Origin of the sequence: Actinomadura sp. SCN-SB, assembly GCF_043906805.1 — a bacterium.
Classification (GTDB): domain Bacteria; phylum Actinomycetota; class Actinomycetes; order Streptosporangiales; family Streptosporangiaceae; genus Spirillospora.
Map to the genome: position 1 here is coordinate 159,301 of NZ_JBIMPP010000004.1, position 25,241 is coordinate 184,541.

20 protein-coding genes and 2 pseudogenes are annotated in these 25,241 nt (G+C 73.0%); 11 read left to right on the forward strand and 11 right to left on the reverse strand.

Annotation, left to right across the window (positions count from 1 at the left end):
- Positions 1-189 precede the first annotated feature (189 nt).
- Together ACGWYJ_RS04335 and ACGWYJ_RS04340 are read left to right on the forward strand one after the other, a co-directional pair.
- Complete coding sequence (locus ACGWYJ_RS04335; protein WP_395104238.1) at positions 190-633, forward strand: group II truncated hemoglobin; 444 nt, start codon at positions 190-192, stop codon at positions 631-633.
- A gap of 38 nt (positions 634-671) precedes the next feature.
- Positions 672-1,007, forward strand: a pseudogene (locus tag ACGWYJ_RS04340) (TAXI family TRAP transporter solute-binding subunit); the annotation flags it as partial.
- Between the two features lie 119 nt (positions 1,008-1,126).
- Here ACGWYJ_RS04340 and ACGWYJ_RS04345 read toward each other — a convergent pair.
- Positions 1,127-1,560, reverse strand: a pseudogene (locus ACGWYJ_RS04345) (response regulator transcription factor); the annotation flags it as partial.
- A 144-nt stretch (positions 1,561-1,704) separates the two neighbouring features.
- On the opposite strand from ACGWYJ_RS04345, the gene ACGWYJ_RS04350 reads away from it, so the two are divergent.
- Both ACGWYJ_RS04350 and ACGWYJ_RS04355 read left to right on the forward strand, forming a co-directional pair.
- On the forward strand, positions 1,705-2,601 hold the full coding sequence (locus tag ACGWYJ_RS04350) for a class I SAM-dependent methyltransferase (protein WP_395104239.1): 897 nt from the start codon (positions 1,705-1,707) through the stop codon (positions 2,599-2,601).
- A gap of 94 nt (positions 2,602-2,695) precedes the next feature.
- Positions 2,696-4,552 (forward strand): glycoside hydrolase family 3 protein, encoded by a 1,857-nt coding sequence (locus ACGWYJ_RS04355; protein ID WP_395104240.1) that lies wholly within the window; start codon positions 2,696-2,698, stop codon positions 4,550-4,552.
- Positions 4,553-4,572: 20 nt separating this feature from the next.
- On the opposite strand, the gene ACGWYJ_RS04360 is transcribed toward ACGWYJ_RS04355, so the two are convergent.
- Positions 4,573-5,151, reverse strand: coding sequence for a YceI family protein (locus ACGWYJ_RS04360; protein ID WP_395104241.1), 579 nt, complete (start codon positions 5,149-5,151; stop codon positions 4,573-4,575).
- Between the two features lie 161 nt (positions 5,152-5,312).
- Between ACGWYJ_RS04360 and ACGWYJ_RS04365 the strand changes: the two genes are divergently transcribed.
- The gene (locus tag ACGWYJ_RS04365; RefSeq protein WP_395104242.1) at positions 5,313-5,720 is read left to right on the forward strand and encodes a winged helix-turn-helix transcriptional regulator; all 408 of its coding nucleotides are present in this window, start codon (positions 5,313-5,315) and stop codon (positions 5,718-5,720) included.
- 1 nt (position 5,721) lies between these two features.
- Here the strand turns inward: ACGWYJ_RS04365 and ACGWYJ_RS04370 are convergent, their stop codons facing one another.
- On the reverse strand, positions 5,722-6,924 hold the full coding sequence (locus ACGWYJ_RS04370) for a site-2 protease family protein (RefSeq protein WP_395104243.1): 1,203 nt from the start codon (positions 6,922-6,924) through the stop codon (positions 5,722-5,724).
- A gap of 112 nt (positions 6,925-7,036) precedes the next feature.
- Between ACGWYJ_RS04370 and ACGWYJ_RS04375 the strand changes: the two genes are divergently transcribed.
- Entirely contained in the window at positions 7,037-7,294 is a 258-nt protein-coding gene (locus tag ACGWYJ_RS04375; protein WP_395104244.1) for a hypothetical protein, read from the forward strand.
- A 6-nt stretch (positions 7,295-7,300) separates the two neighbouring features.
- On the opposite strand, the gene ACGWYJ_RS04380 is transcribed toward ACGWYJ_RS04375, so the two are convergent.
- The gene (locus ACGWYJ_RS04380; RefSeq protein ID WP_395104245.1) at positions 7,301-7,912 is read right to left on the reverse strand and encodes an MBL fold metallo-hydrolase; all 612 of its coding nucleotides are present in this window, start codon (positions 7,910-7,912) and stop codon (positions 7,301-7,303) included.
- On the reverse strand, positions 7,909-11,076 hold the full coding sequence (locus ACGWYJ_RS04385) for a carboxyl transferase domain-containing protein (protein ID WP_395104246.1): 3,168 nt from the start codon (positions 11,074-11,076) through the stop codon (positions 7,909-7,911). The genes ACGWYJ_RS04380 and ACGWYJ_RS04385 overlap by 4 nt, the downstream gene beginning before the upstream one ends.
- 397 nt (positions 11,077-11,473) lie before the next feature.
- Here ACGWYJ_RS04385 and ACGWYJ_RS04390 point away from each other — a divergent pair, with 397 nt between their 5' ends.
- Genes ACGWYJ_RS04390 through ACGWYJ_RS04400 form a run of 3 tightly spaced genes read left to right on the forward strand, consistent with a single transcriptional unit; the run spans position 11,474 to position 15,230 of the window.
- Positions 11,474-12,031, forward strand: a complete 558-nt coding sequence (locus ACGWYJ_RS04390) for a hypothetical protein (RefSeq protein ID WP_395104247.1) — start codon at positions 11,474-11,476, stop codon at positions 12,029-12,031.
- A complete protein-coding gene (locus ACGWYJ_RS04395) occupies positions 12,028-14,142 on the forward strand; it encodes a bifunctional polysaccharide deacetylase/glycosyltransferase family 2 protein (protein WP_395104248.1) in 2,115 nt (704 codons plus the stop codon). The genes ACGWYJ_RS04390 and ACGWYJ_RS04395 overlap by 4 nt, the downstream gene beginning before the upstream one ends.
- 53 nt (positions 14,143-14,195) lie before the next feature.
- The gene (locus ACGWYJ_RS04400) at positions 14,196-15,230 is read left to right on the forward strand and encodes a methyltransferase (RefSeq protein ID WP_395104249.1); all 1,035 of its coding nucleotides are present in this window, start codon (positions 14,196-14,198) and stop codon (positions 15,228-15,230) included.
- On the opposite strand, the gene ACGWYJ_RS04405 is transcribed toward ACGWYJ_RS04400, so the two are convergent.
- From ACGWYJ_RS04405 to ACGWYJ_RS04430, 6 genes are all read right to left on the reverse strand, one after another.
- Entirely contained in the window at positions 15,227-16,189 is a 963-nt protein-coding gene (locus ACGWYJ_RS04405; protein ID WP_395104250.1) for a quinone oxidoreductase family protein, read from the reverse strand. The two genes, ACGWYJ_RS04400 and ACGWYJ_RS04405, sit on opposite strands and share 4 nt — an antisense overlap.
- Positions 16,190-16,389: 200 nt before the next feature.
- Positions 16,390-17,625, reverse strand: a complete 1,236-nt coding sequence (gene metK / locus ACGWYJ_RS04410; RefSeq protein ID WP_395104251.1) for a methionine adenosyltransferase — start codon at positions 17,623-17,625, stop codon at positions 16,390-16,392.
- Between the two features lies 1 nt (position 17,626).
- Positions 17,627-18,712, reverse strand: coding sequence for a hypothetical protein (locus ACGWYJ_RS04415; protein WP_395104252.1), 1,086 nt, complete (start codon positions 18,710-18,712; stop codon positions 17,627-17,629).
- A 3-nt stretch (positions 18,713-18,715) separates the two neighbouring features.
- Positions 18,716-20,215 carry an SAM-dependent methyltransferase gene (locus ACGWYJ_RS04420; RefSeq protein ID WP_395104253.1) on the reverse strand — a complete coding sequence of 500 codons (1,500 nt, stop codon included), beginning with the start codon at positions 20,213-20,215 and terminating at the stop codon, positions 18,716-18,718.
- A complete protein-coding gene (locus ACGWYJ_RS04425) occupies positions 20,212-21,165 on the reverse strand; it encodes a methylenetetrahydrofolate reductase (RefSeq protein WP_395104254.1) in 954 nt (317 codons plus the stop codon). Before ACGWYJ_RS04425 ends, ACGWYJ_RS04420 begins: the two co-directional genes overlap by 4 nt.
- Positions 21,162-21,719, reverse strand: a complete 558-nt coding sequence (locus ACGWYJ_RS04430; RefSeq protein WP_395104256.1) for a methylenetetrahydrofolate reductase C-terminal domain-containing protein — start codon at positions 21,717-21,719, stop codon at positions 21,162-21,164. Before ACGWYJ_RS04430 ends, ACGWYJ_RS04425 begins: the two co-directional genes overlap by 4 nt.
- A 350-nt stretch (positions 21,720-22,069) precedes the next feature.
- Between ACGWYJ_RS04430 and ACGWYJ_RS04435 the strand changes: the two genes are divergently transcribed.
- Positions 22,070-23,422: a PucR family transcriptional regulator gene (locus ACGWYJ_RS04435; RefSeq protein WP_395104257.1), complete on the forward strand. Its 1,353-nt coding sequence runs from the start codon at positions 22,070-22,072 to the stop codon at positions 23,420-23,422.
- Positions 23,419-25,239, forward strand: a complete 1,821-nt coding sequence (locus ACGWYJ_RS04440) for a bifunctional homocysteine S-methyltransferase/methylenetetrahydrofolate reductase (protein WP_395104258.1) — start codon at positions 23,419-23,421, stop codon at positions 25,237-25,239. The genes ACGWYJ_RS04435 and ACGWYJ_RS04440 overlap by 4 nt, the downstream gene beginning before the upstream one ends.
- The last annotated feature ends 2 nt before the right edge of the window (positions 25,240-25,241 follow it).

Here is a 25,241-nt window from a genome sequence, read left to right on the forward strand (position 1 = left end):
CAACCTCCCGTTCGGGGTCGCCCGCACGATAAGTGCGCCCCGCCCGCCCCGAGAACCCCGCACCGCCGTAACTTGACGAACCCTTAACGCGGGGCTTCGTGCCGGAACCGGTCACGATGGTCTTGGGGTGGCGCGGTCCCCTTACGGTTCTCGCAGTGACCGATCGCCTACCGCTGGAGGAACCCGTCCATGCCCAGCCTGTACGACCACGCCGGCGGTGATGAGGCGTTGCACCGGCTTGAGGAGATCTTCTACGGCAAGCTGCTGGCCGATCCGGTGCTGAGGCCGCTCTTCCCCGCCCGGAGGCCGGACCATGTGAAGCATCTGACGTGGTTCACGGCGGAGTCCTTCGGCGGGCCCGACCGTTTCACCCGCGAGCTGGGATTCCCGTACCTCGTGGACGAGCACCGGAACCTGCGGATCACCGACGAGCAGCGGCAGCGGTTCGTCGACCTCTACATGGAGGCGCTGGACGAGGCGGAGCTGCCCGCCGACGAGGCGTTCCGCGCGGCCTTCCGCGAACACGCGGAGTTCGGGTCGCGGGTCGCGCAGCAGAACTCCCTGGCCGAGACGGATGCCGACCTGCATCCTCTGAGCGAGGTCCCACGCTGGACCTGGGACGGTGACGGCTGACGAGGGAGCCCGGTGTGAAGGCTGTCGCGATGGCGGGGATGGCCTTGCTCCTGGTGGTTCTCGGGGGGTGTCAGGAGGGTGAGCGTTCGGCCGGGCGGGTCGTCATCGCCGCCGGTGGAGGGCGGGGCGCCTATCTGCCCTATGGCGAGGCGCTCGCGCGGGCGGCGTCGGCGGCCGGGCTGGACGCCAGGGTGGTTTCCGCCTCGTCGGCCGCGGACGGCCTGACGCAGGTGGGCCGGGGCGAGGCGGACGTCACGTTCGCTCCGGCCGACCTGGCGGCGCTCGCCGTCGCGGGCGCCGAGCCGTTCGGCCGGCGGGTGGACGCCAAGGCGCTGGCCCGGTTGTACGACGACTACACCCATCTGGTGGTGGCGGCGGACACAACCGGCGGGCGGCGATCTCCACCAGCCCGCTGCCGCTGCATCCGGGGGCGGCGCGCTACTACCGGGAGTCCAAGGTCGCCGGTTGAGGCTCCGGCTCGGACGCCGCGTGCTCGGGTCAGCGCGACACGCGCGCCGTCCCGCGCGGTGACCAGGCGGCGGCCCAGGTCGATCCGCACGCCCCGCGCGGTCACCACGGGACGGGCGCGCCGCATGACCGCGTCGATCCGGGCCATCAGCTCGGCGATCCCGAACGGCTTGACCAGGTAGTCGTCGGCGCCCGAGCGCAGCCCGAGCACCCGGTCCCGCTCGTCCCCCGCGCCGTGACGGCGATGATCGCCGTGTCCCCGGCCCCGCGCAGCCGCCGGCACACCTCGATGCCGTCCATGTCCGGAAGCCCCAGGTCCAGCAGGACCAGGTCCGCCCCCGGCGCCGCCAGCGCCTCCGCCGCCGTGACCGCGCGGTGCACGCCGAGCCCGTGCCGCCGCAGCGCCACCATCAGCGCGTCGGCGAACCGGTTGTCGTCTTCCACCAGAAGGACACGCATGGCGCACCCCATCGTCCAAGCCTCAGGCCCGCCGGCCATGCCCCGGTCACGGACGGTTCCGGGCGCCGGTTCCGAACGCCGTCGGGGCTCCCCTAGCATGGGCCACTTCGCGCGATCACGCACGCGAGCCGTTGGAGCTTCCCCATGACCAACCGCCCGAAGACCGCCGCACCCGCCACGTCCGCCGCGCCCTCGTCGCCCCCCGCCTCTCCCGACGACGTCAAGGGCTGGTTCCCGAAGATCGACCAGCTGCTCTTCACCTGGTTCCTGGAACGGCAGGCCCGCCTCGGCCAACCGGGCGACCTGGTGGAGCTCGGCTCCTACCTGGGCAAGAGCGCCATCCTCATCGGGCGTCACGTGCGCGAGGGCGAGACCTTCACCGTGTGCGACCTGTTCGGCTCCGAGGCGCCGGACGACTCCAACCAGCAGGAGATGATCCACTCCTACTCCACGCTGACCCGCGAGGCGTTCGAGCGGAACTACCGCGCCTTCCACGACCGGCTCCCGGAGATCGTCCAGGGGCCGACCTCGCTGATCCTGGACCGTGTGCGGCCGGATTCCTGCCGCTTCGTCCATGTGGACGCGTCCCACCTGTACGAGCACGTCAGCGGCGACATCGAGGCGGCGCGGACGATGCTCTCCGACGAGGGCGTGGTGGTGTGCGACGACTACCGCTCCGAGCACACGCCGGGCGTCGCGGCGGCCGTCTGGGAGGCCGTGGTCACCGGCGGGCTCCGGCCGATCTGCGTCACCCCGCAGAAGTTCTACGGCACCTGGGGCGAGGTGGACGCGATCCGGGACGACCTGCTGGCCTGGGCCGAGGCCAAGGAGAACGTCTGGCACGGGGTCCAGCGGGTGGCGGGACACCGGCTCGTCCGCGTCAAGGGCAGGTGGCGGGCGGCCACCAAGGACGACCGGGTGCGCAAGCTGGAGCGGCGGCTCGCGGGCGTCCGCGACGAGCTGGACTCGGTGCGCGGCTCGCTGAGCTTCAAGATCGGCCGCGGGGTCACCGCCCTCCCTCGGGCCCTCCGCCGCCGGTAGGCTCGAACGTCGTCGAGCTTTGCCGTGGACGGGGGCGGCGTCCGGGACTAGCGTGCGGGAAAATGATGATCTTCGGGGGGCGGAGGGAGTCGTCATGTCCCGTCCCCGTGCCCGCGGGCGCCGTCCCGCCGGGCGCTTCGGCGCCGTACCGCTCGCCGCGCTGCTGGCGGGGCTCCTCGCGGTGACCGGTCTCGCCGCGCCCGACGCCCACGCCGGCGGCAAGGACCCGCGGCTGCTCAAGCTCATCCGGTCGATGACGCTGGAGGAGAAGGCGGCGCAGCTGTTCGTCCTGCAGGTGTTCGGCAAGAGCGCCGACACCACCGACCCCGCGGACGTCGCGGCGAACCGGAGGCTGTACGGGGTGGACAACGCCGCGCATGTGATCGCCCGCTACAAGCCCGGCGGGTTCATCTACTACGCCGCGAGCCCCGCGAACGTGGAGAGCCCGAGGCAGCTCGCCGCGTTCTCCAACGGGATCCAGAGGGCGGCCATGGCGCAGCGGCACCGGATCCCCGCGACCATCGCCACCGACCAGGAGGGCGGCATCGTCGCGCGGGTGCCACCGCCCGCGACCCAGTCGCCCGGCAGCATGGCGCTGGCCGCCGGCCGGAGCACGGACGACGCCAGGACCCTCGCCCGCATCACCGGGCGGGAGCTGCGGGCCATCGGCGTCAACCAGGACTACGCGCCCGACGCCGACGTGAACGTGAACCCGGGGAACCCGGTGATCGGCGTGCGGTCGTTCGGGTCCGATCCCGCGCTGGTGTCGCGGATGGTCACGGCGCAGGTGGACGGGTATCGGTCGGGCGGGGTGGCCGCCACGATCAAGCACTTCCCCGGGCACGGGGACACCACCACCGACAGCCACACCGGCGTCCCCCGGATCGGCCACACCAGGGAGGAATGGGAGCGGATCGACCTGCCGCCGTTCCAGCGCGCGATCGCCCGGGGCGTGGACTCGATCATGACCGCGCACATCGTGGTGCCCTCGCTGGACCCGTCCGAGGACCCGGCCACGCTGTCCCGGCCCATCCTGACCGGGATCCTGCGCCAGCGGCTGGGCTATGACGGCGTCGTGGTCACCGACGCCCTGGACATGCAGGGCGTCCGCGACAAGTACGGCGACGAGCGGATCCCCGTCCTGGCCCTCAAGGCGGGGGTGGACGTGCTGCTCAAGCCACCGGCGGACGCGTCCGGCAACGGGGTGTTCCCCCGCCAGCTCGCCGCGGTCGTGGACGCGGTGAAGAGCGGCGAGCTGACCGAGCGCCGCATCGACGAGTCGGTGTACCGGATCCTGCGTCTCAAGCAGCGGCGCGGGCTGTTCCGCGACCCCTACGCCGACGAGTCGAAGATCGACCGGGTGGTGGGGAAGGCCGCCCATCTCGCGGCGGCGCAGCGCGCCACGGACCGCACGACGACGCTGGTCAAGAACGAGGCGGGCCTGCTGCCGCTGGCCCCGGGCGCGCGGAACGTCCTGGTGACCGGGTGGGGCGCCACGACCACCGCGACGCTCGCCGGCGAGCTCGCGGCGCGCGGCGCCACCACCACGGTCAGGGAGACGGGGCTGAGCCCCGGGCAGGCGGCGATCGACCAGGCCGTCGCGGCCGCCGAGGGCGCGGACCTGGTGGTCGCCGTCACCAACCGGGCCTGGGACGTCAAGGAGGAGTCCGGCCATAACGGTCCCGGGCAGATGAACCTCGTCACGTCCCTGGTCGCCACAGGGAAGCCGGTGGTGGTCATCGCCGCCCGCGATCCGTACGACATCGCCTACTTCACCGAGGCGCGGACGTACGTGGCGACGTTCTCCTACACGGCCGAGGCCCTGCGGTCGGTGGCCAAGGTGCTGTTCGGCGAGATCGACCCGAAGGGACGGCTGCCGGTGACGATCCCCGTCCGGGACGGGTCCGCGACCCTCTACCCGTTCGGCCACGGCCTGGGCTACCGGAGCTGACCCCGGCCCCGCAAGGCCGGTCAGTCCACCTGGAGGGCCGCCTGGATCTCCAGGACGATCTGGATGCGCTCGCTCAGCCCGAGGTTGCCGCCGGGGATCGTGGCGCGGTCGCCCACGCCGAAGTCGGTGCGGTCGATCTCCCCGGTGGCGGTGAACCCGGCCCGCGCGCCCTTGAACGGGTCGTCCTGCCGGTACGGGTCGGGGCCGAATCCCTCGATCTCCAGGTCGAGCGAGACGGGCTTGGTGATGCCGCGCAGCGACAGGTCCCCGTCGAGGACGAAGCCGCCGTCGGTGGCGCGCAGCCCGGTCGACCGGAAGGTCATGGTCGTGTACCGCTCGACGTCCAGGAAGTCGGCGGAGCGGACGTGCTCGTCGCGCTGGGCGTTGCCGGTGTCGATCGAGCCGAGGTCGATGGTGGCGGAGACCGAGGACTCCAGCGGGTTCTCCGCGGTGACCAGCGTGCCCTCGAACGAGCCGAACCGGCCCCGCACCTTGCTGATCATCATGTGCCGGATCGTGAAGCCGACGCTGGAGTGCACCGGGTCGATGCTCCAGGTCCCGGCGACATAGCCGGGGATCTCGACAAGCTGCGTCGTCATGGTGTCTCCTCGGTATGGTTATGCATAGTGAGTAGGTTCCCTTCAGTGCCTCGGTTACGTTTGTGTTGCCGCTTCCGGAAGGGAACCATCCTCATCGTGCAATCACCTCGGACGACCCACAAGAACGCACTTTCGGATGCCCTGGGCACCTGGAGATAACCATGAAGGTCAACGACCCCCGCAGTCCCGTGTCACTCGCGACGACCGCGCCGACCTGCCGGGGGCGCGAGGTCCTCGACCGGGTGGGCGACAAGTGGTCCCTGCACGTGATCAGCGTCCTGAACGAACGCACCATGCGGTTCGGCGAGCTGCGCCGCTCGGTCGACGGGATCAGCCAGCGGATGCTGACGGTCACGCTGCGCTCGCTCGAACGCGACGGCATCGTGCACCGGACGCTCTACCCCGAGATTCCGCCGCGGGTCGAGTACGGGCTCACCGCGCTCGGCAAGACCCTCCTGGAGGCCATCAGCACGTTCGTCCGGTGGGCCGAGATGCATGTGGACGAGATCAACGCGGCCCGCGCCGAGTACGACGCCCGGGAGGGCCAGGGGAACGGCGCGACCGGCTGAGCTAGGCGGCCCTGCCGCGCTGGCCGTGCGAGACCAGGCCGCCCTCGCCCGGCGGCCACCGCGTGGGCCCGCCGGGGCCGGGGCCGTGCAGCTCCTTCACCTGCACCGCGCGGCTGATGTCGCTGGGCGTGACCACGCCGAGGACGCGCTGCTCGTCGTCCAGGACGACGGCGCGGCCGTCCGTGCAGCCCGCCATCCGGGGCAGCAGGTCGACGAGGTGCTCCTTCGGATGGGTGGTGGGCACCTCGCCCCGCGGGCAGGCGATGTCGGCGAGCCGGCGGCTGCCGCGCTCGCCGGGCGGGACGGCGCGGACGCGGTTCAGCGTCACCAGCCCGGCCAGGCGGCCGTCCCGGACCAGCGGGTACGTGGAGAACCGGTGGGTCAGCACGGTTTCGTCGATCAGCTCGCCCACGGACTGCTGGGGATCGGCCACGGTCGGCCGGGGTGTCATGATCTCGCCGACCTGGATCCCGCTGAGGGCCGCGTTGATCCGGGTCTGCTGCTCCTCGGCCCGCGCGGCGGAGATCAGGAACAGGCCGATCAGGGCCAGCCACAGCCCGTCGAAGCCCCCGCCGAACACGAACATCAGGACGCCGCCCACGATCAGCAGGAAGCCGAAGGCCCGGCCGGCGCGGGCGGCGGTGATCGCGGACCTGACCCGGTCGCCGGTGCGCCACCACAGCGCGGCGCGCAGCACCCGCCCGCCGTCCAGCGGCGCCGCCGGGATGAGGTTGAACACCGCCAGCAGCACGTTGATCCCGGCCAGGTAGACGAACACGCCCACCACGAGGCCCGCCCCGATGGTGTTCGCGAGCAACAGCGCGACCAGCCCGGACACCACCCCCAGCGCCAGGCTGGCCAGCGGGCCGACCACCGCGATCAGCAGGTCGGCGGCCGGTGTGCGCGGCTCGCCGCGCAACTGGGCCACGCCGCCCAGCAGCCACAGCGTGATGCCGCCGACCTCGATTCCGTTGCGGCGCGCGACCAGCGCGTGCGACAGCTCGTGCACGAGCAGCGAGGCCAGCAGCAGCACGGCGCTGATCAGGCCGGCCGCCAGGTAGGCCGCCAGGCTCCTGCCCGGGTAGACGTCCGGGAAGAGGCCGAGCGTCAGCCCCGCCACCACGATCGCGACGATCACCAGAACGCTGATGTTGACGCCGATCCTGATACCGCCGATACGGCCAAGAGGGATCGAACCACTCAATGCACCCACAAAACGGGCGTACCCAGGTCACACGCGGTTGCACCGGATCTTCCCGGGTATGGGGCTGTTTTCCACAGAAGCTGAACAACGGTGACCATGAGGGGGAACGAGCATGGTGCGCAAGAAGATGGAGGGGGACGAGACGCAGCGGCGCAAGAGGGCCCGGGAGGCACGGGCCGCGGGGTCCTCGCCGAGCGCCGAACACGTCACCACGGGCGCGTCCAAGCAGCCCCACACCCGTCCCCAGCATGAACGGCACCACCACGCCGAGCGGCTCGACAGCATTCACGAGGGCAAGCAGCAGGACTTCGGCCCCAACCCGAAGCCGGGCTACGGAGAGCCCTCGTCCAAGCGGCACCGCAACGACTGACCGGCCTCACACGCGGTAAGCGCGCCCTTCGACACCCCATTCACCGAAGGGCGGGGTCTCGCCCCGGTCGATGGCGCGGATGCTGGGACGCCCGATGTGGGCGAACACCAGGCGCCGCACCCCGCGGCGCCGCGCTTCCTCGGCGGTGGCGAGGGTGGAGGCGTGACCGCCGACGCCACGGGCGAACCGGATCGGCCTCCGCCACCCGGCGGCGTCCGCGAACATCAGGTCCGCGCCGCCCGCCCACGCGGGGAACTCCCAGAACTCCGGCGCCCAGACCGTACGGGCGCCGCCGGACTCGATCAGGTAGCCGTAGGCCGGGTGGGACGTGTGGACGACCGGCCGTGGCTCGATCCTCACGCCCGCGCGCTCGAACGCCGCGACGGCGGGCTCGACGCCCAGGCCGCGCTCCCGGCACACCCGCCGGATCTCGGGCATCAGCTCGGCGCACTCGTCCGACACCAGCCAGGCCGCCACCGGGCCCGGCGGTGCCGCCTCCTCGCCGCCGTCCAGCATGACGCGGTACCGCCCGTACCGGACCAGCAGCCCGGCGGGCCGGAACCGGGGCGAGTTCATGGCGCCCACGCCCAGCAGCTCGAACGCCGCCGCGCGTGTCACCGGGTGAGCGCCTGGACCAGGACGGTACGGGTCTCGGCGGGGTCGATGACGTCGTCGATCTCGAAGGCCGCTGCCATGCTGAGGGCCTTACCCCGTTCGTAGGACTCGGCGACCAGCTCCTCGTACCGGGCCTGACGTGCGGCGGGGTCGTCGATGGCCTCCAGCTCCTTGCGGTAGCCGAGGCGGACCGCGCCTTCCAGGCCCATCCCGCCGAACTCGCCGGTCGGCCAGCTCACCGTGAGCAGCGGGGCCTTGAAGTCGCCCCCCGCCATCGCCATGGCGCCCAGCCCGTAGCCCTTGCGCAGGACGACCATGCACACCGGCACGGTGAGCCGCGCCCCCGCCACGAACATCGCGCCGAAGCGGCGGACGACGCCGGTCCGCTCGGTCTCGGGGCCGACCATGAACCCCGGCGTGTCGCAGAGGGAGACGACGGGAAGCCCCTGGGACTGGCAGAGCGTCAGGAACCGGGTGGCCTTGTCGGCGGCGTCCCCGTCGATCGCCCCGCCCAGATGGCGGGGGTCGTTGGCGATGATCCCGACCGGGATCCCGCCGATCCTGGCCACGGCCGTGACGATCCCCGCGCCGAAGCCCGCCCGGAGCTCCAGGACGCTGCCGGTGTCGGCCAGCGTCTCGATCACCGGCCGGACGTCGTAGACGCGCAGCCGGTTCTCCGGGACGAGATGCCGCAGGAGCCGCTGGTCGGCGCAGTCCCAGTCGTCCACGGGCCCCACGAAGTAGGACAGGTACCGGCGTGCGGCGGCGACGGCCGCCGTGTCGTCGGGGACGAGGAGATCGACCACCCCGTTGGCCACCTGCACCGGCATCGGCCCCACGTCGCCGGGCGCGACGACGCCGAGGCCCCCGCCCTCGATCATCGCGGGGCCGCCCATGCCGAGGCTCGCCTCCTCGGTGGCGATGATGACGTCGCACACCCCGGCGAGCGCGGCGTTGCCCGCGAAGCAGTAGCCCGAGACGATCGCGACCGTCGGCACCCGTCCCGACAGGGCGGCGGCCATCCGGAACGTGGTCACGTCCAGGCCCGCGACGGACGCGGTGTCGGTGTCGCCGGGACGCCCGCCACCGCCCTCCGCGAAGATCACCAGCGGCAGCCCGCGCCGGGCCGCCACGTCGAGCAGCCGGTCGGTCTTGCGGTGGTTCTGGAAGCCCTGCGTGCCCGCGAGGACCGTGTAGTCGTAGGACATCACCGCGCAGGGCCGTCCCCCGATGGTCGCGGTCCCGGCGACCAGGCCGTCGGCGGGGGTGTTGGCGATCAGGTCCTCCAGCGAGCGGCGGCGGCGCTGCGCCGCGATGGCGAGCGCGCCGTACTCGGTGAAGCTGCCGGGGTCGCACAGGTCGGCGAGGTTCTCCCGCGCCGTGCGCCGCCCCGCGTCATGCCTGCGCCGCACGGCGGCGGGACGTCCCTCGTCCAGCCCGACCCGGTGCCGCTCGACGGTCTCGGCCAAATCCGGGCGGACGCGGTCGAGGTCCACCTCGGCGGGGCCGGGCGCCTCGGCCGCGAGCGCGGCGTCCTCCTCCAGGAACGCCACCGGCGCGGCGGCGGGCACCACGTCACCGGCCTTGACCGGCACGTCCCGCACGATGCCCGGCACGGGGGCCGTGACGACGTGCTCCATCTTCATGGCCTCAAGGACCAGCAGTTGCGCTCCCGCCGGAACGGCGTCGCCCGGCACGGCGGAGACCTCCACCACGACCCCCTGTTGCGGGCTCGGGACCGGCACCGTCCCGGAGGGCGCCACCGCCGGGGCGGCGGGAGCCTCTTCGGCCGCCTCGGTCAGCTCCGCCAGGTGCGCCTCCACGAAGTCGGTCGTGGCCGCCGCCGTGCCGAGCTCGGGACGGTCCAGCAGGGCGCGCAGCAGGGGGAGGTTGGTGTCCACCCCCTCGACGGCGAAGGCCGCGAGGGCACGGGACGCCCGGCGCGCGACGCCGCGCGGCGAGCCGCCCGGATCGGTGACGATCACCTTGGCGAGCAGCGGGTCATACCGGGGCCCGATGGTGTCGCCGGTGCGGCCGTGGGTGTCGACGCGCACGTTCCGCCCGGTCGGCGGCTCGAACCGGGTGAGCGTGCCGGACGCGGGACGGACGGTGCCGTCCGCGAGCGGCGTCTCGGTGTTGACCCGCGCCTGCAAGGCGATGCCGCGCACGGCGGGCGGCGACGCCAGGCCGAGGCCGGCGAGGGTCGCGCCGCCCGCGACCAGCAGCCCGGTCTCGATCAGATCGACGCCGGTGACCTCCTCGGTGACCGTGTGCTCGACCTGGACGCGCGGGTTGACCTCAAGGAACGCGATCTCCGTGCCCGCGACCAGGAACTCGACGGTGCCGGCGCCCCGGTACGACAGCGCCCGGCCGAGCGCGAGCGCCGCCTCCCGCAGCCGGGCGGCCACGTCCGGGTCCAGGTCGGGCGCGGGCGCGATCTCGATCAGCTTCTGCCGCCGCCGTTGCAGCCCGCAGTCCCGGTCGGCGAGGTGGACGACCGCGCCGGTGCCGTCCCCGACGAGCTGGACCTCGATGTGGCGGGCGCCGCGCAGCAGCCGTTCGACGTAGAGGGAGCCGTCGCCGAAGGCGCGCTCGGCCTCGGACGCGGCGCGCTCGAACGCCTCGGGGAGCGCGGCCGGGTCGGACACGGGCCGCATGCCGCGCCCGCCGCCGCCCGCGACCGCCTTGACCATGACGGCGCCGTGGTCGTCGAGGAAGGCGCGCGCCGTCGCCAGGTCGGTGGGTCCTTCGGTGCCGTCGAGCAGCGGGATGCCCAGGTCGCGCGCCAGGCGGCGGGCGCGCGTCTTGTCGCCGAGCAGGCGGAGCGTCTCGGGGCCCGGCCCCACGAAGGTGAGGCCGGCCCGCTCGCACCGCTCGGCGAACGCGGCGTTCTCCGAGAGGAACCCGTAGCCGGGGTGGACGGCGTCGCATCCGGTCCGCGCCGCCGCCTCGACGATCGCGGCCGCGTCCAGGTAGGCGGCGGGGCCGGAGCCGTCCAGCGGGACGGCCTCGTCGGCGAGCCGCGCGTGCGCGGACCCGGCGTCGTCCGCCGCGTACACCGCCACGGACGGCACGCCCAGCGCGGCGGCGGCGTCCATGATCCGGACGGCGATCTCGCCCCGGTTGGCGACGAGCAGCCTGCCGAGGGGTGGGGTGGTCGGAGGCACGTGCGTCCTTTCCCTCCCGGACCGGATCCTCCCGGACCGGTACGAGCGGTACCTTACGTCCTCGCCTCGGCACCGCCGCGACCGCCTTGCCCCCACGAGACCTCGGCGCCCCATCCGGTCGGTGGTGACCAATAATTCCTTTTTGCCCGCCAGGTCGCGACCGAAAGCGGCCACCTTTACCGGTGAACCGGAAGGGCGCCGATCGAATTGATCGTGAATTCGATGGCAGAATCAACGACCTTGAAATCCCTGGTGATCGCCGATCTTCGCGCCACCGGACGGCGCGGCCGGAACCGGCCCGGCCTTTTCCGGCAACGGACATCAAAAACCAGAAATCGCTCCCCCTTTCGCTGTTAGCTTTCGTAGGCCGCGCCAGCCGAACCGGGGGAGTTTCGTCATGTCCGATGACGTACGTGAGCTGCTCGACGCGCCACTGGAGGCACCGCGACCCGTCTTCGTCGACGCGACCGGCCGCCGTCGCCGGCGGCTGCGCCGCGCGGGCTACGCGGCCGGGGCGCTGTGCGCGGCGTACGCGCTCATGCTCGTGGTCAGCCTGACCGGCGGCGCGGTCAGCCCCGAGACGCTGCTGCCCCTGCCCGGCGTCCCGGGCAAGCCCAAGACCGAGAGAACACCGCAGGGCGCGCGTGGGGACGGGCAGGAGAACCTGCTGCTGCCACCGGACCGGCCGCCGTCCGAGGCCGGGCCCCTGCCCGGCGCCATCCCCTCCCCGTCCGCCTCCGGCGTGCCCGCCGCGAGCGCGCCGCCGGGGACCCGCGTCCCGGTCACGCGCACGCCGACCTCGCCGTCAGGCGGATCCGCCGCCCCGCCGGCCGCCGGTGAAGCGCCCCAGTCACCGCCGCAGACCCCGCTCGCGGAAGGCGGGTCCGACCCGGGCACCGGCCCCGGGACCGCCGAGGCCCCGGCCCAGCCCGCGGACGGTGGGGGCACCGAGTGACCGCACGCACCCGCGGGCCGCTGCGTCCCCGCTGGTTCCTGATCGTCCTGACCGCGCTGGCCTTCGCCTGCGTGCTGTTCGTCAACGGCCTGATCAACGCCCAGTTCGGCGCGGACGGCAGGGCCGGTCCCCCGGGGCCGAAGCGGAACGTGCCGCAGGAGGTGCGCGAGGGCGGCCCGATCATCTCGGGCGACCCGGCGGCGGGACGGCTGCGGGTCCCGGACCGGACCGTCATCCTGACCTTCGACGACGGGCCCGACCCCACCTGGACCCCGAAGATCCTCGACATCCTGGACCGGCACGACGTGGCCGCGACGTTCTTCGTCGTCGGCTCCGCCGTCGCCAAGAACCCGGCGATCACCGAGCGGATCCGCCGGTCCGGCCATGAGCTGGGCCTGCACACCTTCACCCACGCCGACCTGTCCACCACGCCCGGCTGGCGGTTCGAGATGGAGCTGTCGCAGACACAGCTCGCCATCGCGGGCGCGGCCGGGGTGACCAGCTCGCTGTTCCGCCCGCCGTACTCCTCGACCGCCGACGCGGTCGACGACGCGGAATGGCGGGTGCTGCGCCGGCTCGGCCGGAGCGGCTACACCACCGTCCTCACCACGGTCGACTCCCAGGACTGGCGGCGGCCCGGCGTCGAACGGATCGTCGCCGGCTCCACCCCCGCCGGCGACCGGGGCGAGATCGTCCTGATGCACGACGGGGGCGGCGACCGGTCCCAGACCGTCGCCGCCCTGGACCGGCTGATCCCGCTGCTGCGCGCCAAGGGCTACCGGTTCGCGACCGTCGCGCAGGCGCTGGAGCTGCGCACGGCCACCGCCACCCCGCCCGCCGGGCGCGGCGACCGCGACCGCGGCCTGGTCATGATCGTCGCGGTGGGCGTCGCCGAGCGCGTCGTGACCGCGCTGGCCTGGCTGCTGGTCGCGGCGGGCGTGCTGATGGTGCTGCGGCTGGCGCTGATGTTCGCCGTCGCCGGGCACCACGTCCGCTCCCGCCGGCCGGGACGGTGGTCGTGGGGACGGGAGGTCACCGAGCCGGTGTCGGTGCTGGTGCCCGCCCACAACGAGGAGGTCTGCATCGCCGACACCCTCAGGTCCCTGGCCGCGAGCGACCATCCGGTGGAGGTGATCGTGGTGGACGACGGCTCCACCGACCGCACCGCCGAGGTGGTGGAGGGGCTCCGCCTGCCGGGCGTGCGGCTGATCCGCAAGGAGAACGGCGGCAAGCCGTCGGCGCTCAACGAGGGGTTGGCCGCGGCCCGGCACGACCTGGTGGTGATGATGGACGGCGACACCGTGTTCGCCCGCGACACCGTGCGGCGGCTCGTCCAGCCGTTCGCCGATCCGCGGGTCGGCGCCGTCGCCGGCAACGCCAAGATCGCCAACCGGCGCGCCCTGCTCGGACGCTGGCAGAGCATCGAGTACACCATCGGGTTCAACATCGACCGCCGGGTGTACGACCTCTGGCGCTGCATGCCGACCGTGCCGGGCGCGGTGGGCGCGTTCCGCCGCGCGGCCGTGGAACGGGTCGGCGGCGTCAGCGACGACACCCTCGCCGAGGACACCGACCTCACCATGGCCCTGACCCGCGCCGGCTGGTGGGTGGTCTGCGAGCCCGCCGCCCTGGCCTGGACGGAGGCCCCCGCGACGATCGGCCAGCTGTGGCGGCAGCGGTACCGCTGGTCGTACGGCACGATGCAGGCGATGTGGAAGCACCGCCGCGCCGTCCTGGACCGGGGACCGTCCGGCCGGTTCGGACGGCTCGGCCTGGCCCATCTGGCGCTGTTCCAGGTGGCGCTGCCCGTTCTGGCGCCCCTGGTCGACATCATGCTCGTCTACGGCGTGCTGTTCCTCGACCCGGTGGTGACGGTCGCGGCCTGGCTGGCGGTCCTGGCCGTCCAGGCCACCGGGGCGGTCTTCGCCTTCCGCCTGGACCGGGAGCCGCTGCGCCGCCTGTGGGCGCTGCCCGTCCAGCAGTTCGTCTACCGCCAGCTCATGTACGCGGTCGTGATCCAGTCGATGGTCTCGGCCGTCGGCGGCATCCGGCTGGGCTGGCACAAGCTGCAACGCGCCGGCGGCCTGGAGACCCTGGTGAACAAGCGCTGAGCCCGCCGCGGGTCCGGGGTATGCCCTGGTGATGCGCGGGGAGGTGAGGACGTATGGACGACGAGACGCCGCAACCGGCGCCCGAGGCGCTGTTGCTGGACATGACGTGGGGGACGCTGGTGTCCCAGTCCCTCAGCGCGGCGGCCGAGCTGGGGGTCGCCGACGCGCTGGCGGACGGGCCACGGGCCGTCGAGGACATCGCCGCGGAGGTGGGGGCGGACGCGCCGTCCCTGTACCGCCTCCTGCGGGCGCTGTCGGATCTGGGGGTGTTCGAGGAGCTCGACGGGCGGCGCTTCGCCTCGACGCCGCTGGGCGAGGCGCTCCGGGACGGCGTGCCCGGGTCGCTCCGGCACTGGGCGATCATGCTCGGCCGCCCGTTCCACCGCTACGCGTGGACGGGCCTGGTGGACGGCGTCCGGACGGGGCGGTCGGCGTTCGAGCGGGTGCACGGCCGGATCCTCATGGACTACCTGCGCGATCACCCCGAGGACGCCCGGATCATGGACAGGGCCATGACCGAGGTGTCGGGCGGGTCCGCGGTCGCGGCGGTCGCCGCGCGCCACGACTTCGGCTCCGCCCGGACGGTGGTGGACGTCGGCGGCGGCCAGGGCGGGCTGCTCGCGGCGATCCTGGCCGCCAACCCGGGAATCCGCGGCGTGCTGTACGACCTGCCCGACGTGGTCGAAGGGCAGATCGTCGACGCGGCCGGGGTCGGCGACCGCTGCGACTACCGGGGCGGCAGCTTCTTCGACTCGGTGCCCGCGGGCGGCGACGTGTACGTGCTGTCGAACATCCTCCACGACTGGGACGACGACAGGTCCGTCCGGATCCTGCGGAACTGCCGCGAGGCCATGAACCCGGGCGGCCGGGTGCTGCTGGCCGAGGCGGTGCTCCCCGACGGGCGCGAGCCGTCCCGGGCCAAGCTGATCGACCTGGAAATGCTGATCATCGGGCCCCGTGGCGCCCGGCAGCGCACCGAGAGCGAGTTCCGCGACCTGTTCGCCCGCTCCGGGCTGCGGCTGTCCAGGGTCGTCCCGGCGGACGGAATGCCGTTCTCCCTCGTGGAGGCGGTGGCCACCGAGTCTTAGGGGATCAGCAGCAGCTTGCCGGTGGTGCGGCGGCCCTCAAGGTCCTCGTGGGCGGCGCGGGCGTCGGCCACGTCGTACCGGTGGCCGATGTGGACGCGCAGGTCGCCGGACGCGACCCACCCGTACACCGCGGTGGCCCGTTCGAGCAGTTCCTCGCGGGTGTGGGTGTAGTGGTACAGCGTGGGACGGGTGAGGAAGAGCGAGCCCGCGGTGTTGAGCCGCTGCGGGTCCACGGGGGCGACGCGCCCGCCCGCCGCGCCGTACAGCACCATCATGCCGCGCCGGCGCAGGCCGGCCAGGCTGCCGTCGAAGGTGGGCGCGCCGACCCCGTCGTAGACGACGGCGACGCCCTCGCCGCCGGTGAGCCGCCGCACCTCCTCGGCGAACCCGTCGTACCCGACGATCTCGTCCGCCCCGGCGTCCCGGGCCGTCTTCTCCTTCTCCGGTGTGGAGACGGTTCCGATGACCCGGGCGCCGAAGAGTTTGCAGAGCTGGACCAGCAGCAGGCCCATCCCGCCCGCCGCGGCGTGCACCAGGACGGTGTCGCCCGGCTTCACCTCGTACGTGGACCGCGTCAGGTACTCCGCCGTGATGCCCTGCAACAGCGAGGCCGCCGCGACCTCCAGGTCCAGCTCGTCGGGGACGGGCACCACCACGTCGGCCGGGACGGCGGCGTACTGCGCGTACGAGCCGGGCACGTTGACCCATGCCACCCGGTCGCCGACGGAGAAGCCGGTGACGCCCTCGCCGAGCGCCGCGACGGTGCCGGCGCCCTCGACGCCCGGCACGTACGGCATCGGCTGCGGGTAGGCGCCCGTCCTGAAGTACACGTCGATGTAGTTGACGCCGCTCGCCGCCAGCTCGATGAGCACCTCGCCCGGACCGGGGACGGGGTCCTCGCGTTCGGTGGCCTCCAGGACCTCGGGGCCGCCGTTACGGCTGACGACGATCGCGCGCATACTGTGCTCCTGCGGACGTACGGGGGCGTTCCGTCAGACCGTAGCCGGTTTGGCGCCCTCGGTCAGTTCCCCTTCTGAGGGGACGACCCCTCAGCCCCCTCCACTACGCTGGCGCTCCGCTCCGGGTGTCGGTCAGTCCCCCTCTGAGGGGACGACCCCTCAGACTCCCCGACAAAAACAGGACCGACCGACCCCCTCCACTACGCTGGCGCTCCGCTCCGGGTGTCGGTCAGTCCCGCCGCCTCGCGCAACGCCTCGGCCCGGTCGGTGCGCTCCCATGGCAGGTCGACGTCGGTGCGGCCGAAGTGCCCGTACGCGGAGGTCGGCGAGTAGATGGGCCGGTGCAGGTCCAGGTAGCGCCGGAACGCGGCGGGGCGCAGGTCGAAGTGGTCGGCCACCAGCTTCTCGATCACCTTGGGGCTGACCCGCTCGGTGCCGAAGGTGTCGATCAGCACCGACACCGGCCTGGCCACGCCGATCGCGTAGGCCACCTGGACCTCGGCGCGCTTGGCGAGCCCCGCGGCCACGATGTTCTTGGCGGCGTACCGGGCGGCGTAGGCGGCGGACCGGTCGACCTTGGAGGGGTCCTTGCCGGAGAACGCGCCGCCGCCGTGCCGGGCGTAGCCGCCGTAGGTGTCCACGATGATCTTGCGGCCGGTCAGGCCCGCGTCGCCCACCGGGCCGCCGATCACGAACCGTCCGGTGGGGTTGACCAGCAGGTCCCGGCGCAGCGCCTCGGGGTCGTAGAAGCCCTCGGGGAGGGTGGCGGTGACCACGTGCTCCCACAGGTCGGCGCGGATCTGCTCGTTGCTCGCGTCCTCGGCGTGCTGGGTGGAGATCAACACCCGCTCGACCGCGACCGGGACGTCGTCCACGTAGCGGACCGTCACCTGGGTCTTGCCGTCGGGACGCAGGTAGCCGATGGTGCCGTCCTTGCGGACCGCCGCCAGCCGCCGGGCCAGCCGGTGCGCCAGCGCGATCGGCATCGGCATCAGCTCGGGGGTCTCGTCGGTGGCGTAGCCGAACATCATGCCCTGGTCGCCCGCGCCGGCCCGGTCCAGCTCGTCCTCGGACTGGCCGCCGCGGTGCTCGTGCGCGGCGTCCACGCCCTGGGCGATGTCGGGCGACTGCTTGTCCAGGGCCACCAGCACCGCGCAGGAGTTGCCGTCGAAGCCGTACGCGGGGTCGTCATACCCGATCGCGTTGACGGTGTCCCGGACGATCTTGGTGTAGTCCAGCTGCTCCGGCGTGGTGATCTCACCGGCCACGACGACCATGCCGGTGGTCAGCAGGGTCTCGCACGCCACCCGCGAGTTCGGGTCGGCGGTCAGCGCGGCGTCCAGGACGGCGTCCGACACCGCGTCGGCCATCTTGTCCGGATGCCCCTCGGTGACGGACTCGGAGGTGAAGAGGTAGTCGCGGGAAACGGCCGACATATCAGGCTCCTTGCGCGAGAGATTCGGTGATCGGCGTGGACGTGCCGTCGGTGGCGGGCCCCAGTTCGCGGCGGACGGCCGCGGTGCCCTCCACCATGGCGGCGAGTTTGGCCCTGGCGACCGCCCCGGTCAGGTTGCGCAGACCGCAGTCGGGGTTGACCACCAGCCGGTCGGCGGGCACCAGCTCCAGGGCGTTGCGGATCCGGTTGGCGACCAGGTCGGGGGTCTCCACCTCGGCGCTCTTGACGTCCAGGACGCCGAGGCCGAGGTCGCGGTCCCAGCCGAACTTGCGCACGACCGGCAGGTCCTCCTGGCCCTTGCGGGCGAACTCCAGCACGAGCTGGTCGACCGTGGTGTCCAGGACGGCGGGGAACAGGAAGTCGTAGTGGCCCTCCCACAACGGGCGAGCGTAGCGGTTGCCGTAGCAAACGTGCAGCGCCCAGGTGACGTCCACGCCCTCGGTCACCACATTGATCGCCTCGATCGCCGTGACCACCTGGTCGGGGTAGCCGGCCAGGAACGGCTCGTCGATCTGGAGCAGCGTCGCGCCGCGCTCGGCCAGGGCGCGCGCCTCGGCGTTGAGCATCCGGGCCAGCGCGCGCACCAGCTCGCGGTCGTCCCGGTACGCCTCGTCCCGCACGCGGCGGGACAGCGAGAACGGGCCGGTGAAGGAGAACTTGATGGGCGCCGAGGTCTGGGACGCGGTGAAGGCGTAGTCGTCGGCCAGCCTCAGCGGTGGCGCGTCGAAGGAGCCGGGCAGCGGGGCGGGCAGCGTCGCGTCGTAATAGTCGAAGTAGAAGTCCTTGGACGTCTCCGCGAGCCGGATGCCCGGGGTGCGCGCGAGGAAGTAGTCGATGTCGTTGTCGCGGCGGAGCTCGCCGTCCGACACGATGTCGATGCCGGCCAGCTCCTGGTCGCGCAGCGCCGCCTTGATGGCCATCTCGTGCACGTCGGTGAGCTGCGCCAGGCTCATCCTGCCCCGGTAGTAGTCGGTCTTGAGGCGTTCCATCCACTCGGGCACCGGATACGAGCCGACCACGGTGGTCGGCAGCAACGGCACCCCCGCCATCGCCTTGCCGTGCGCCATCCGTCAGTCCCTCACCTGTGCCGTCATGGTCACGATGTTCCCGCCGCCTCGATGACGGAACGGGGCGTACCGGACCTCGAACCCCTTGCGGCGTCCCACGTGCGCGAGCAGCGGGCCGTTGACCCAGTTCACCACGGATCCGTCGTACTTGCCGGGGCCGCGGAAGCTCGTCCGATACCCCTGGACGTCGGTCACGAACAGGTCGTGGCACACCAGTTTCCCGTACGGGTGCAGCAGGGAGAGGCTGTCGGTGAAGCTGGCCAGCGCGCCGTTGTTCACGTGCATCCGGACGTCCGCGCCCGACTCCAGCAGCGGGCGCAGCGTCTCGCCGCTCACCGACGGCGCCAGCTCGTACAGGTCCAGGCCGGCGAGCGGGACGTAGCGTTCCTTCAGCCGCACCAGCGACCACGCCTTCTGCCAGAACTCCACCGCGCTGTTCACGTCCGGGAACCGCGCCGGGTCGGCGTCGGCCAGCAGGGACGGGCCGAGCCGCAGCAGCCGGTGGACCAGTCCGGGCAGGTCCTCCGGTGCCAGGCCGACGTCCTCGGCGAGCCCGGCCGCGCCGTCCGCCGGGAGGTAGGCCCGGGTCTGGACGAGGTAGGTCCGCCCGCCCAGATGCGCGACCTCGTCGGTGGGCAGGTTGTCGTAGACGTTGGAGATGTAGATCAGGAAGACCTTGTACCGGAGGAAGCCGAGCGAGGTGCAGGGGCGGGTGGCGTCCAGCGCGAACGAGCTGACCCGCTCGGCGTGGTCGGCGACGTTCTCCCGCGCCAGGTCCAGGACGTGCGGCGAGTTGTCGCACATGAGGTAGTGCAGCCGCCGGTAGTACTCCTTGCCGTGCGCCCGGTCCAGCTCGCGGAACTCGTCCAGGAACACCCGCGCCTGGTTGCCGTTGCCGACGCCGAACTCGACGACGTACAGCTGCTCGGGCAGCGCGCCGGTCTCCGACAGCCGGTCCCACACCGCGAACAGGTCGCCGATCAGCTCGCGCGCGCCGTCGCGGTTGCGGGCGTCGCTCTCGCCGCCGGGCAGCGCCTGCTCGTACTCGCGGCCGGTCGCCTTCTCCCACACCCGCAGCGCCGACCAGTACAGGGAGTTGAACGCCCAGATGCAGCTCTCCCTGCCCGGACCCCAGTCCTCCAGGTAGAGGTCGCGGTCGTCGGCGTCGTGCAGCCTGGCGGACGTCAGCTCGCGCAGGGGGTGGTCACCGCTGCGCCGCACGTCCACGGCGATCTCCATGTCGTCGTCCCGGACGCCGACGGGGACGGGCACGGGCCATTCCTGGGAAGGATCCTTCGGAGCGGGTGACGCGGACAGGATGGGACGGACGTCCACCACGTCCCGGAAGTTGTTCCTGTACTGCACCCAGTCGTAGACCACCCGGACCCGCCCGAGGTCGGCGTCCTCGTCGCGCAGCGCCTCCAGGACGGGTGTCACCGCCTTGCCGATGTCCAACGGCTTCTTGCCCCGCAGCCGGGCATGCGGGCGGAAGTCAACGATCACGTCCGGCCTCCCTTCCCGGACTCGCCGCGGACCCCGGGACCGACCCCGGCGCGCTGGACGATGTCGGGCACGCCGCGCTCGAACCCGATGGCCATGACGTGCACGCCCGCCACGCCGGGCACCTCGGTGAGCCGCTTGATGGTCTCGACGCACAGGTCGATGCCCTCCTCGGTCACCCGGTCGGACGGCACGGCGCGCAGCCGCCGCTCCACCTCGTCCGGGATCACGACGCCCGGGACGGTGCGCATGAACTCCAGGGCGCGCAGCGAGCGGATCGGGCCGACGCCCGCCAGCACCGCGCACTTCTCGGTCACCCCGAGGTCGCGCAGGTCGCCCATCCAGCGCTCGAACAGGTCGAAGTCGAACACGAACTGCGTCTGCACGAACTCGGCCCCGGCGGCGACCTTCTTGGCCAGCCGCCGCGCCCGCAACTCGGTCGGCGGCGCGAACGGGTTCTCCACCGTCCCGATCATCCAGCCGGGCCTGGTCGCGATCTCCCGGCCCGACATCAGCGTGCCCTCGTCGCGCAGGGCGCGGGCCGCCCAGCCGAGCTGCACGCCGTCCAGGTCGAACACCGGCTTGGCGTCCGGGTGGTCGCCCGCCTTCGGATGGTCGCCGGTCAGCAGCAGGACGTTCGGGATGCCCAGCGCGCCCGCCGCCAGCAGGTCCGACTGCAACGCGAGCCGGTTGCGGTCGCGGCAGGTCAGCTGCATCACCGGCTCCACGCCCGCGCGCATCGCCAGCAGGCTCGCGGCCAGGCTGGACATCCGGACCCTCGCGCCCTGGTTGTCGGTGATGTTGGCGGCGTCCACCCAGCCCCGCAGCAGCTCCGCCTTGCGCGCCACCGCGTCCGGGTCGGCGTCCCCCGGCGGCTCGATCTCCGCGGTCACGACGAAATGCCCGGCGTCGAGCGCCGCGCGCAGCTCACCACCGGGATCGGGAGGGCTCATCTCGGCGTCAACCCCTTCTCCTGTGCGCCCGCGCCGTTCAAGGCCGGGTACGGGTCGGTGTCGGTGAAGGCCGTCCACAGGCCGTCGTCACGGCCCTGCCAGTAGTTCACCCAGGAGCTGCGGCCCCGCTCGCGATGGTCGACGGGACGGTGCAGCAGGTCGAGGTCGGCGCCGCGGCCCGACGCCTCCGCGCGCTCGTACGCGATCAGCCACACGCAGCGCAGCCCGGGATGCACCTCGCAGCGGCCGTCGGCCGACACGCCGCCGCAGGGTCCGTTGCGGAGCTGCTTCGGGCAGGTCATCGGGCAGGTGTACCCGGTCGCCGGAAGCTCGCACTGGCCGCACATCCGGCAGCCGAACAGCGCCTCCTTGCTCGCCCTCTCCCCCGCCGTGAACCAGCGGTACAGGCGCGGCCGGCGTTCGACGAGGGCGGCGAGCCGCCGGTAGACCGCGTTCGCGGCCATGAGCGCGTGCAGCAGGTAGCCCATGCGCGCGGACAGCCTCGGACGGAACGGCCTGGGCCAGGTCGTGTCCGGGCGGGGTTCGCTGGACATATCCAATGGCGGCTTCCGTGTTCGATATGGGCGGCACCGATGCGCTTGCCGCGTATTGGTCGCGTATTGCGGGCGGTCACCTCTTCACAGAGTCGCATTCGGCTTCGGGGCTGTCTTCGGCTCGCGGGCCAACGGTGGACGGGCGGGCGTTGTTGCGTGACACAGCGGGGTACCGGCCGGCCGAAAGCCTTCCATTGGGCAGAACCTCGCTTGTCATCGCCCGTGCCGTGCGTCACCGTGAGCGTGGAGACAACGGGTCAGGGGTGTCACTTGTGCCGTAACACAAAAGGGTGTGAAGGGCCCCGGTCGCGCCATTGCCCGTTCCGGATCGCCGATCTCGAACTCCGGGCATGACCGCGGCCGGCGCAGCGATGAGCACCTCCGCGTTCCCTTCCGACGCGGCGCCCGCGGGCCGGCAGGCGGGCGCCCGCGACGAGACCTATGTCCTGCGGAAGATCGTCGCCATGTGCGGGCGGCTGTCGGCGCTGGCGTCCCAGGACGTCGATGTCGCCGGGGTCGTGCGGTTCCTCTCCGAGGGCGTCGGCGCGCAGGTGGCGCTGCTCGACCGCACGCTCGAAGTGATCGCCTTCGCCGGGGTGGACGACCCCGCCGAGGTGGTCGGCAAGCTCCGTGACCACGCCGGCGGGTCCGGCCCGTACACGGTGCTCAACTCCGCCGCCCGCAACCGGCGCCCGCTCACCGTCCCGGTGCTGACCGGCGACGCCGCCTCGGTGATCGTCGCCCCGGTCTCGGTCGGCGAGGACGTGGCCGGGCACCTGCTCACCGTCGGCGGCCGCGACCACGACCTGACGGAGGACATGCGGCTGCTGGTCACCGAGCACGCCGCCATGGTGTGCGGGGTGATGCTCGGCCGCGAGCTGGTGGTGGCCGCCGCCGCGGGCCGGGCCCGCCAGGAGCTGTTCGAGGGGCTGCTCCACGCGCGCGGCGGCGGGACGGGCGACCGGGAGGACGGCGAGGCGGAGCGCTGGGCCCGCCACCTCGGCTACGACCCGGAGCGCCGCTACCACGTGCTGGCCGTCGCGCTCGTCCACGCCGGTCCCTCGGCCACGGCCGGGACGGGTCCGCTCGCCTTCGTCGAGTCGACCCTCACCCGCCTCGCCCCGGACGCGATCGTGGCCACCCGCCAGGACGAGGTCGTGGCCATCGTCCCGGTGAACGGCGAAGGCGACGAAGGGCTGGCCGAGGTGCGCAAGCTGGCGTCCGCGTGCGCCGCCTCGATCGCCGAGCGCCGGCTCGGCGTCGCCGCCGCCGGGGTGGGCAACGAGTGCGGCGGCGCCGCCGGGATCGCGCGCTCGTACGCCGAGGCCGGCCGGGCGCTCGCGGGCGTCCGGCGGATGGGCGGCTCGGGAGGCGTCGCCGCGTTCGCCGACCTCGGGATCCATCGGCTGCTGCTGCGCGTTCCCGACGTGGGCGACCTGCGCGCGTTCGCCGACGAGGTGATCGGCAAGCTGCTGGACGAGGAGGAGGCGACCGGCATGGAGTACCTGACCACGCTGTCGGTCTACTTCAACGAGAACAGCAGCCCGCGCCGCACCGCCCGGCGGCTGCACGTCCACCCGAACACCGTCAGCTACCGCATCCGCCGCGTCGAGGAGATCACCGGGCTCTCCTTCGACGTCCACCGCGACCGGCTGATGGCCGAGGTCGCCGTGGAGATCCTCACCGGACTGGGAACGTCATGACCGACCTGCGGCAGGCCCTGGAGTCGGGCATCCTCATCTGCGACGGCGCGATGGGCACCATGCTGCACGCGGCGGGCAACTCGCTCGACCAGGCGCTGCCCGCCCTCAACCTGACCGACGCGGCGCTGGTGCGCACCATCCACGACAGCTACGTGGACTCCGGCGCCGACATCGTCCAGACCAACACCTTCGGCGCGAGCCGTCCCCGGCTGGCCGCCTACGGCTTCGGCGACCGGGTGGAGGAGATCAACCGCGCGGGCGTGCGGCTGGCCCGCGAGGCCGCGGCCGCCGCCGGCCGGCCGGTCCTGGTCGCGGGGTCGGTCTCCCCCGCGGTGAACGTGCAGCAGCGGCGCAGGGCCGGTGCCGCCGAGCGCCGCGACGCGCTCGCCGAGCAGCTCTCCGTCCTGGACGACGCGGGCGTGGACCTGGTGCTCCTGGAGACCTTCGGCTATCTGGACGAGCTGGTCGAGGCCGTGGAGGTCGCGGCCGGGCTGTGCCGTGTCCCGGTGATCGCGCAGGCCACGTTCGCCAGCGACACCCACACGCTCAGCGGCCACACCCCGCGCGAGGTCGCCTCGGCGCTGGCCGGCACCCCGATCGTCGCGCTCGGCACCAACTGCACCCTCGGCCCGCAGCGTTCCCTCGCCGTGCTGCGGGCGCTGAGCGAGCACACCGACCTGCCGCTGACCGTGCAGCCCAACGCGGGACTGCCGCGCCGGGTGGCCCCGGCACGGTTCGAGTACGACATCGACTCCGAGTACTTCGTCCGGTACGTACGGCAGCTCCTGGAGGCGGGGGCGCGGATCGTCGGCGGCTGCTGCGGCACCACGCCGACCCAGCTCGCCGCGATCGTCCAGGCCGCCGAGGAGTACCGGCGGCGCCCCCTGACCGTGACGCCACGGGAGGAGCCCGCCCCGGCCCGGCCCGCGCCGGTCCGCCCCGCGCCGTTCGGCGACCGGTTCATCGTCGAGCTGACGCCCCCGCCGACCGGCGGCGGCGAGGAGACCCTCGACATGGCCAGGCGGCTCATGGACGACGGGATCGGCCTCATCTCCGTGGTCGCGTCCCGCACCGCCAGGGCCCAGATGAACCCCATCGACCTGGCCCTGCACCTGCACCAGACCCTCGGCGTCGACACCATGGCCACGGTCACCACCTGGGACCGCACCATCATGGCGTTGCAGGCGGACCTGCTGGGCGCCCACACCCTCGGCCTGCGCCGCGTCGTCTGCGAGACCGGCAGCCCGCCCCTGCTCGGCGACTACCCGCACGTCGACGGCATCTGGGACGTGGACTCGCTCGGCCTCATCGAACTGCTCGCCGACCTCAACAACGGCGACGACTACTACGGCCTGCGGCTGCCGTCCAAGACCGAGTTCGAGATCGGCGCCCGCATCAACCCCGGCAGCCGCGAACCCGAACGCGAGGCCGCCCGCGCCGCCGGCAAGATCGCCGCGGGCGCCCGCTTCCTCATCACCCGCCCCGTGTACGACCCGGCCGACCTGGAACGCCTTCTCGACCTCGTCACCCGGCAGACCTCGGGACAGGAGGTGCCGGTGCTCGCGGCCGTCCACCCCCTCACCGACTTCCCCGAAGCCGAGCTGCTCGCCCACGAGGTCCCGGACGTCCGGATCCCCGACCGCACCCTCGCCGCCCTCCAGAACGCGGGCGACGGCGCCCGCGAGGTCGGTATCGAACTGGCCCTCGACCTGGTCTCCCACCTCAAGGGGATGGCCGGCGGGATCGTCCTGGCGCCCACGACGGACCCGGTGGAGACCGTGCACGCCATCCTCTCCGGCACCGGAAAGGGCCGGTGACC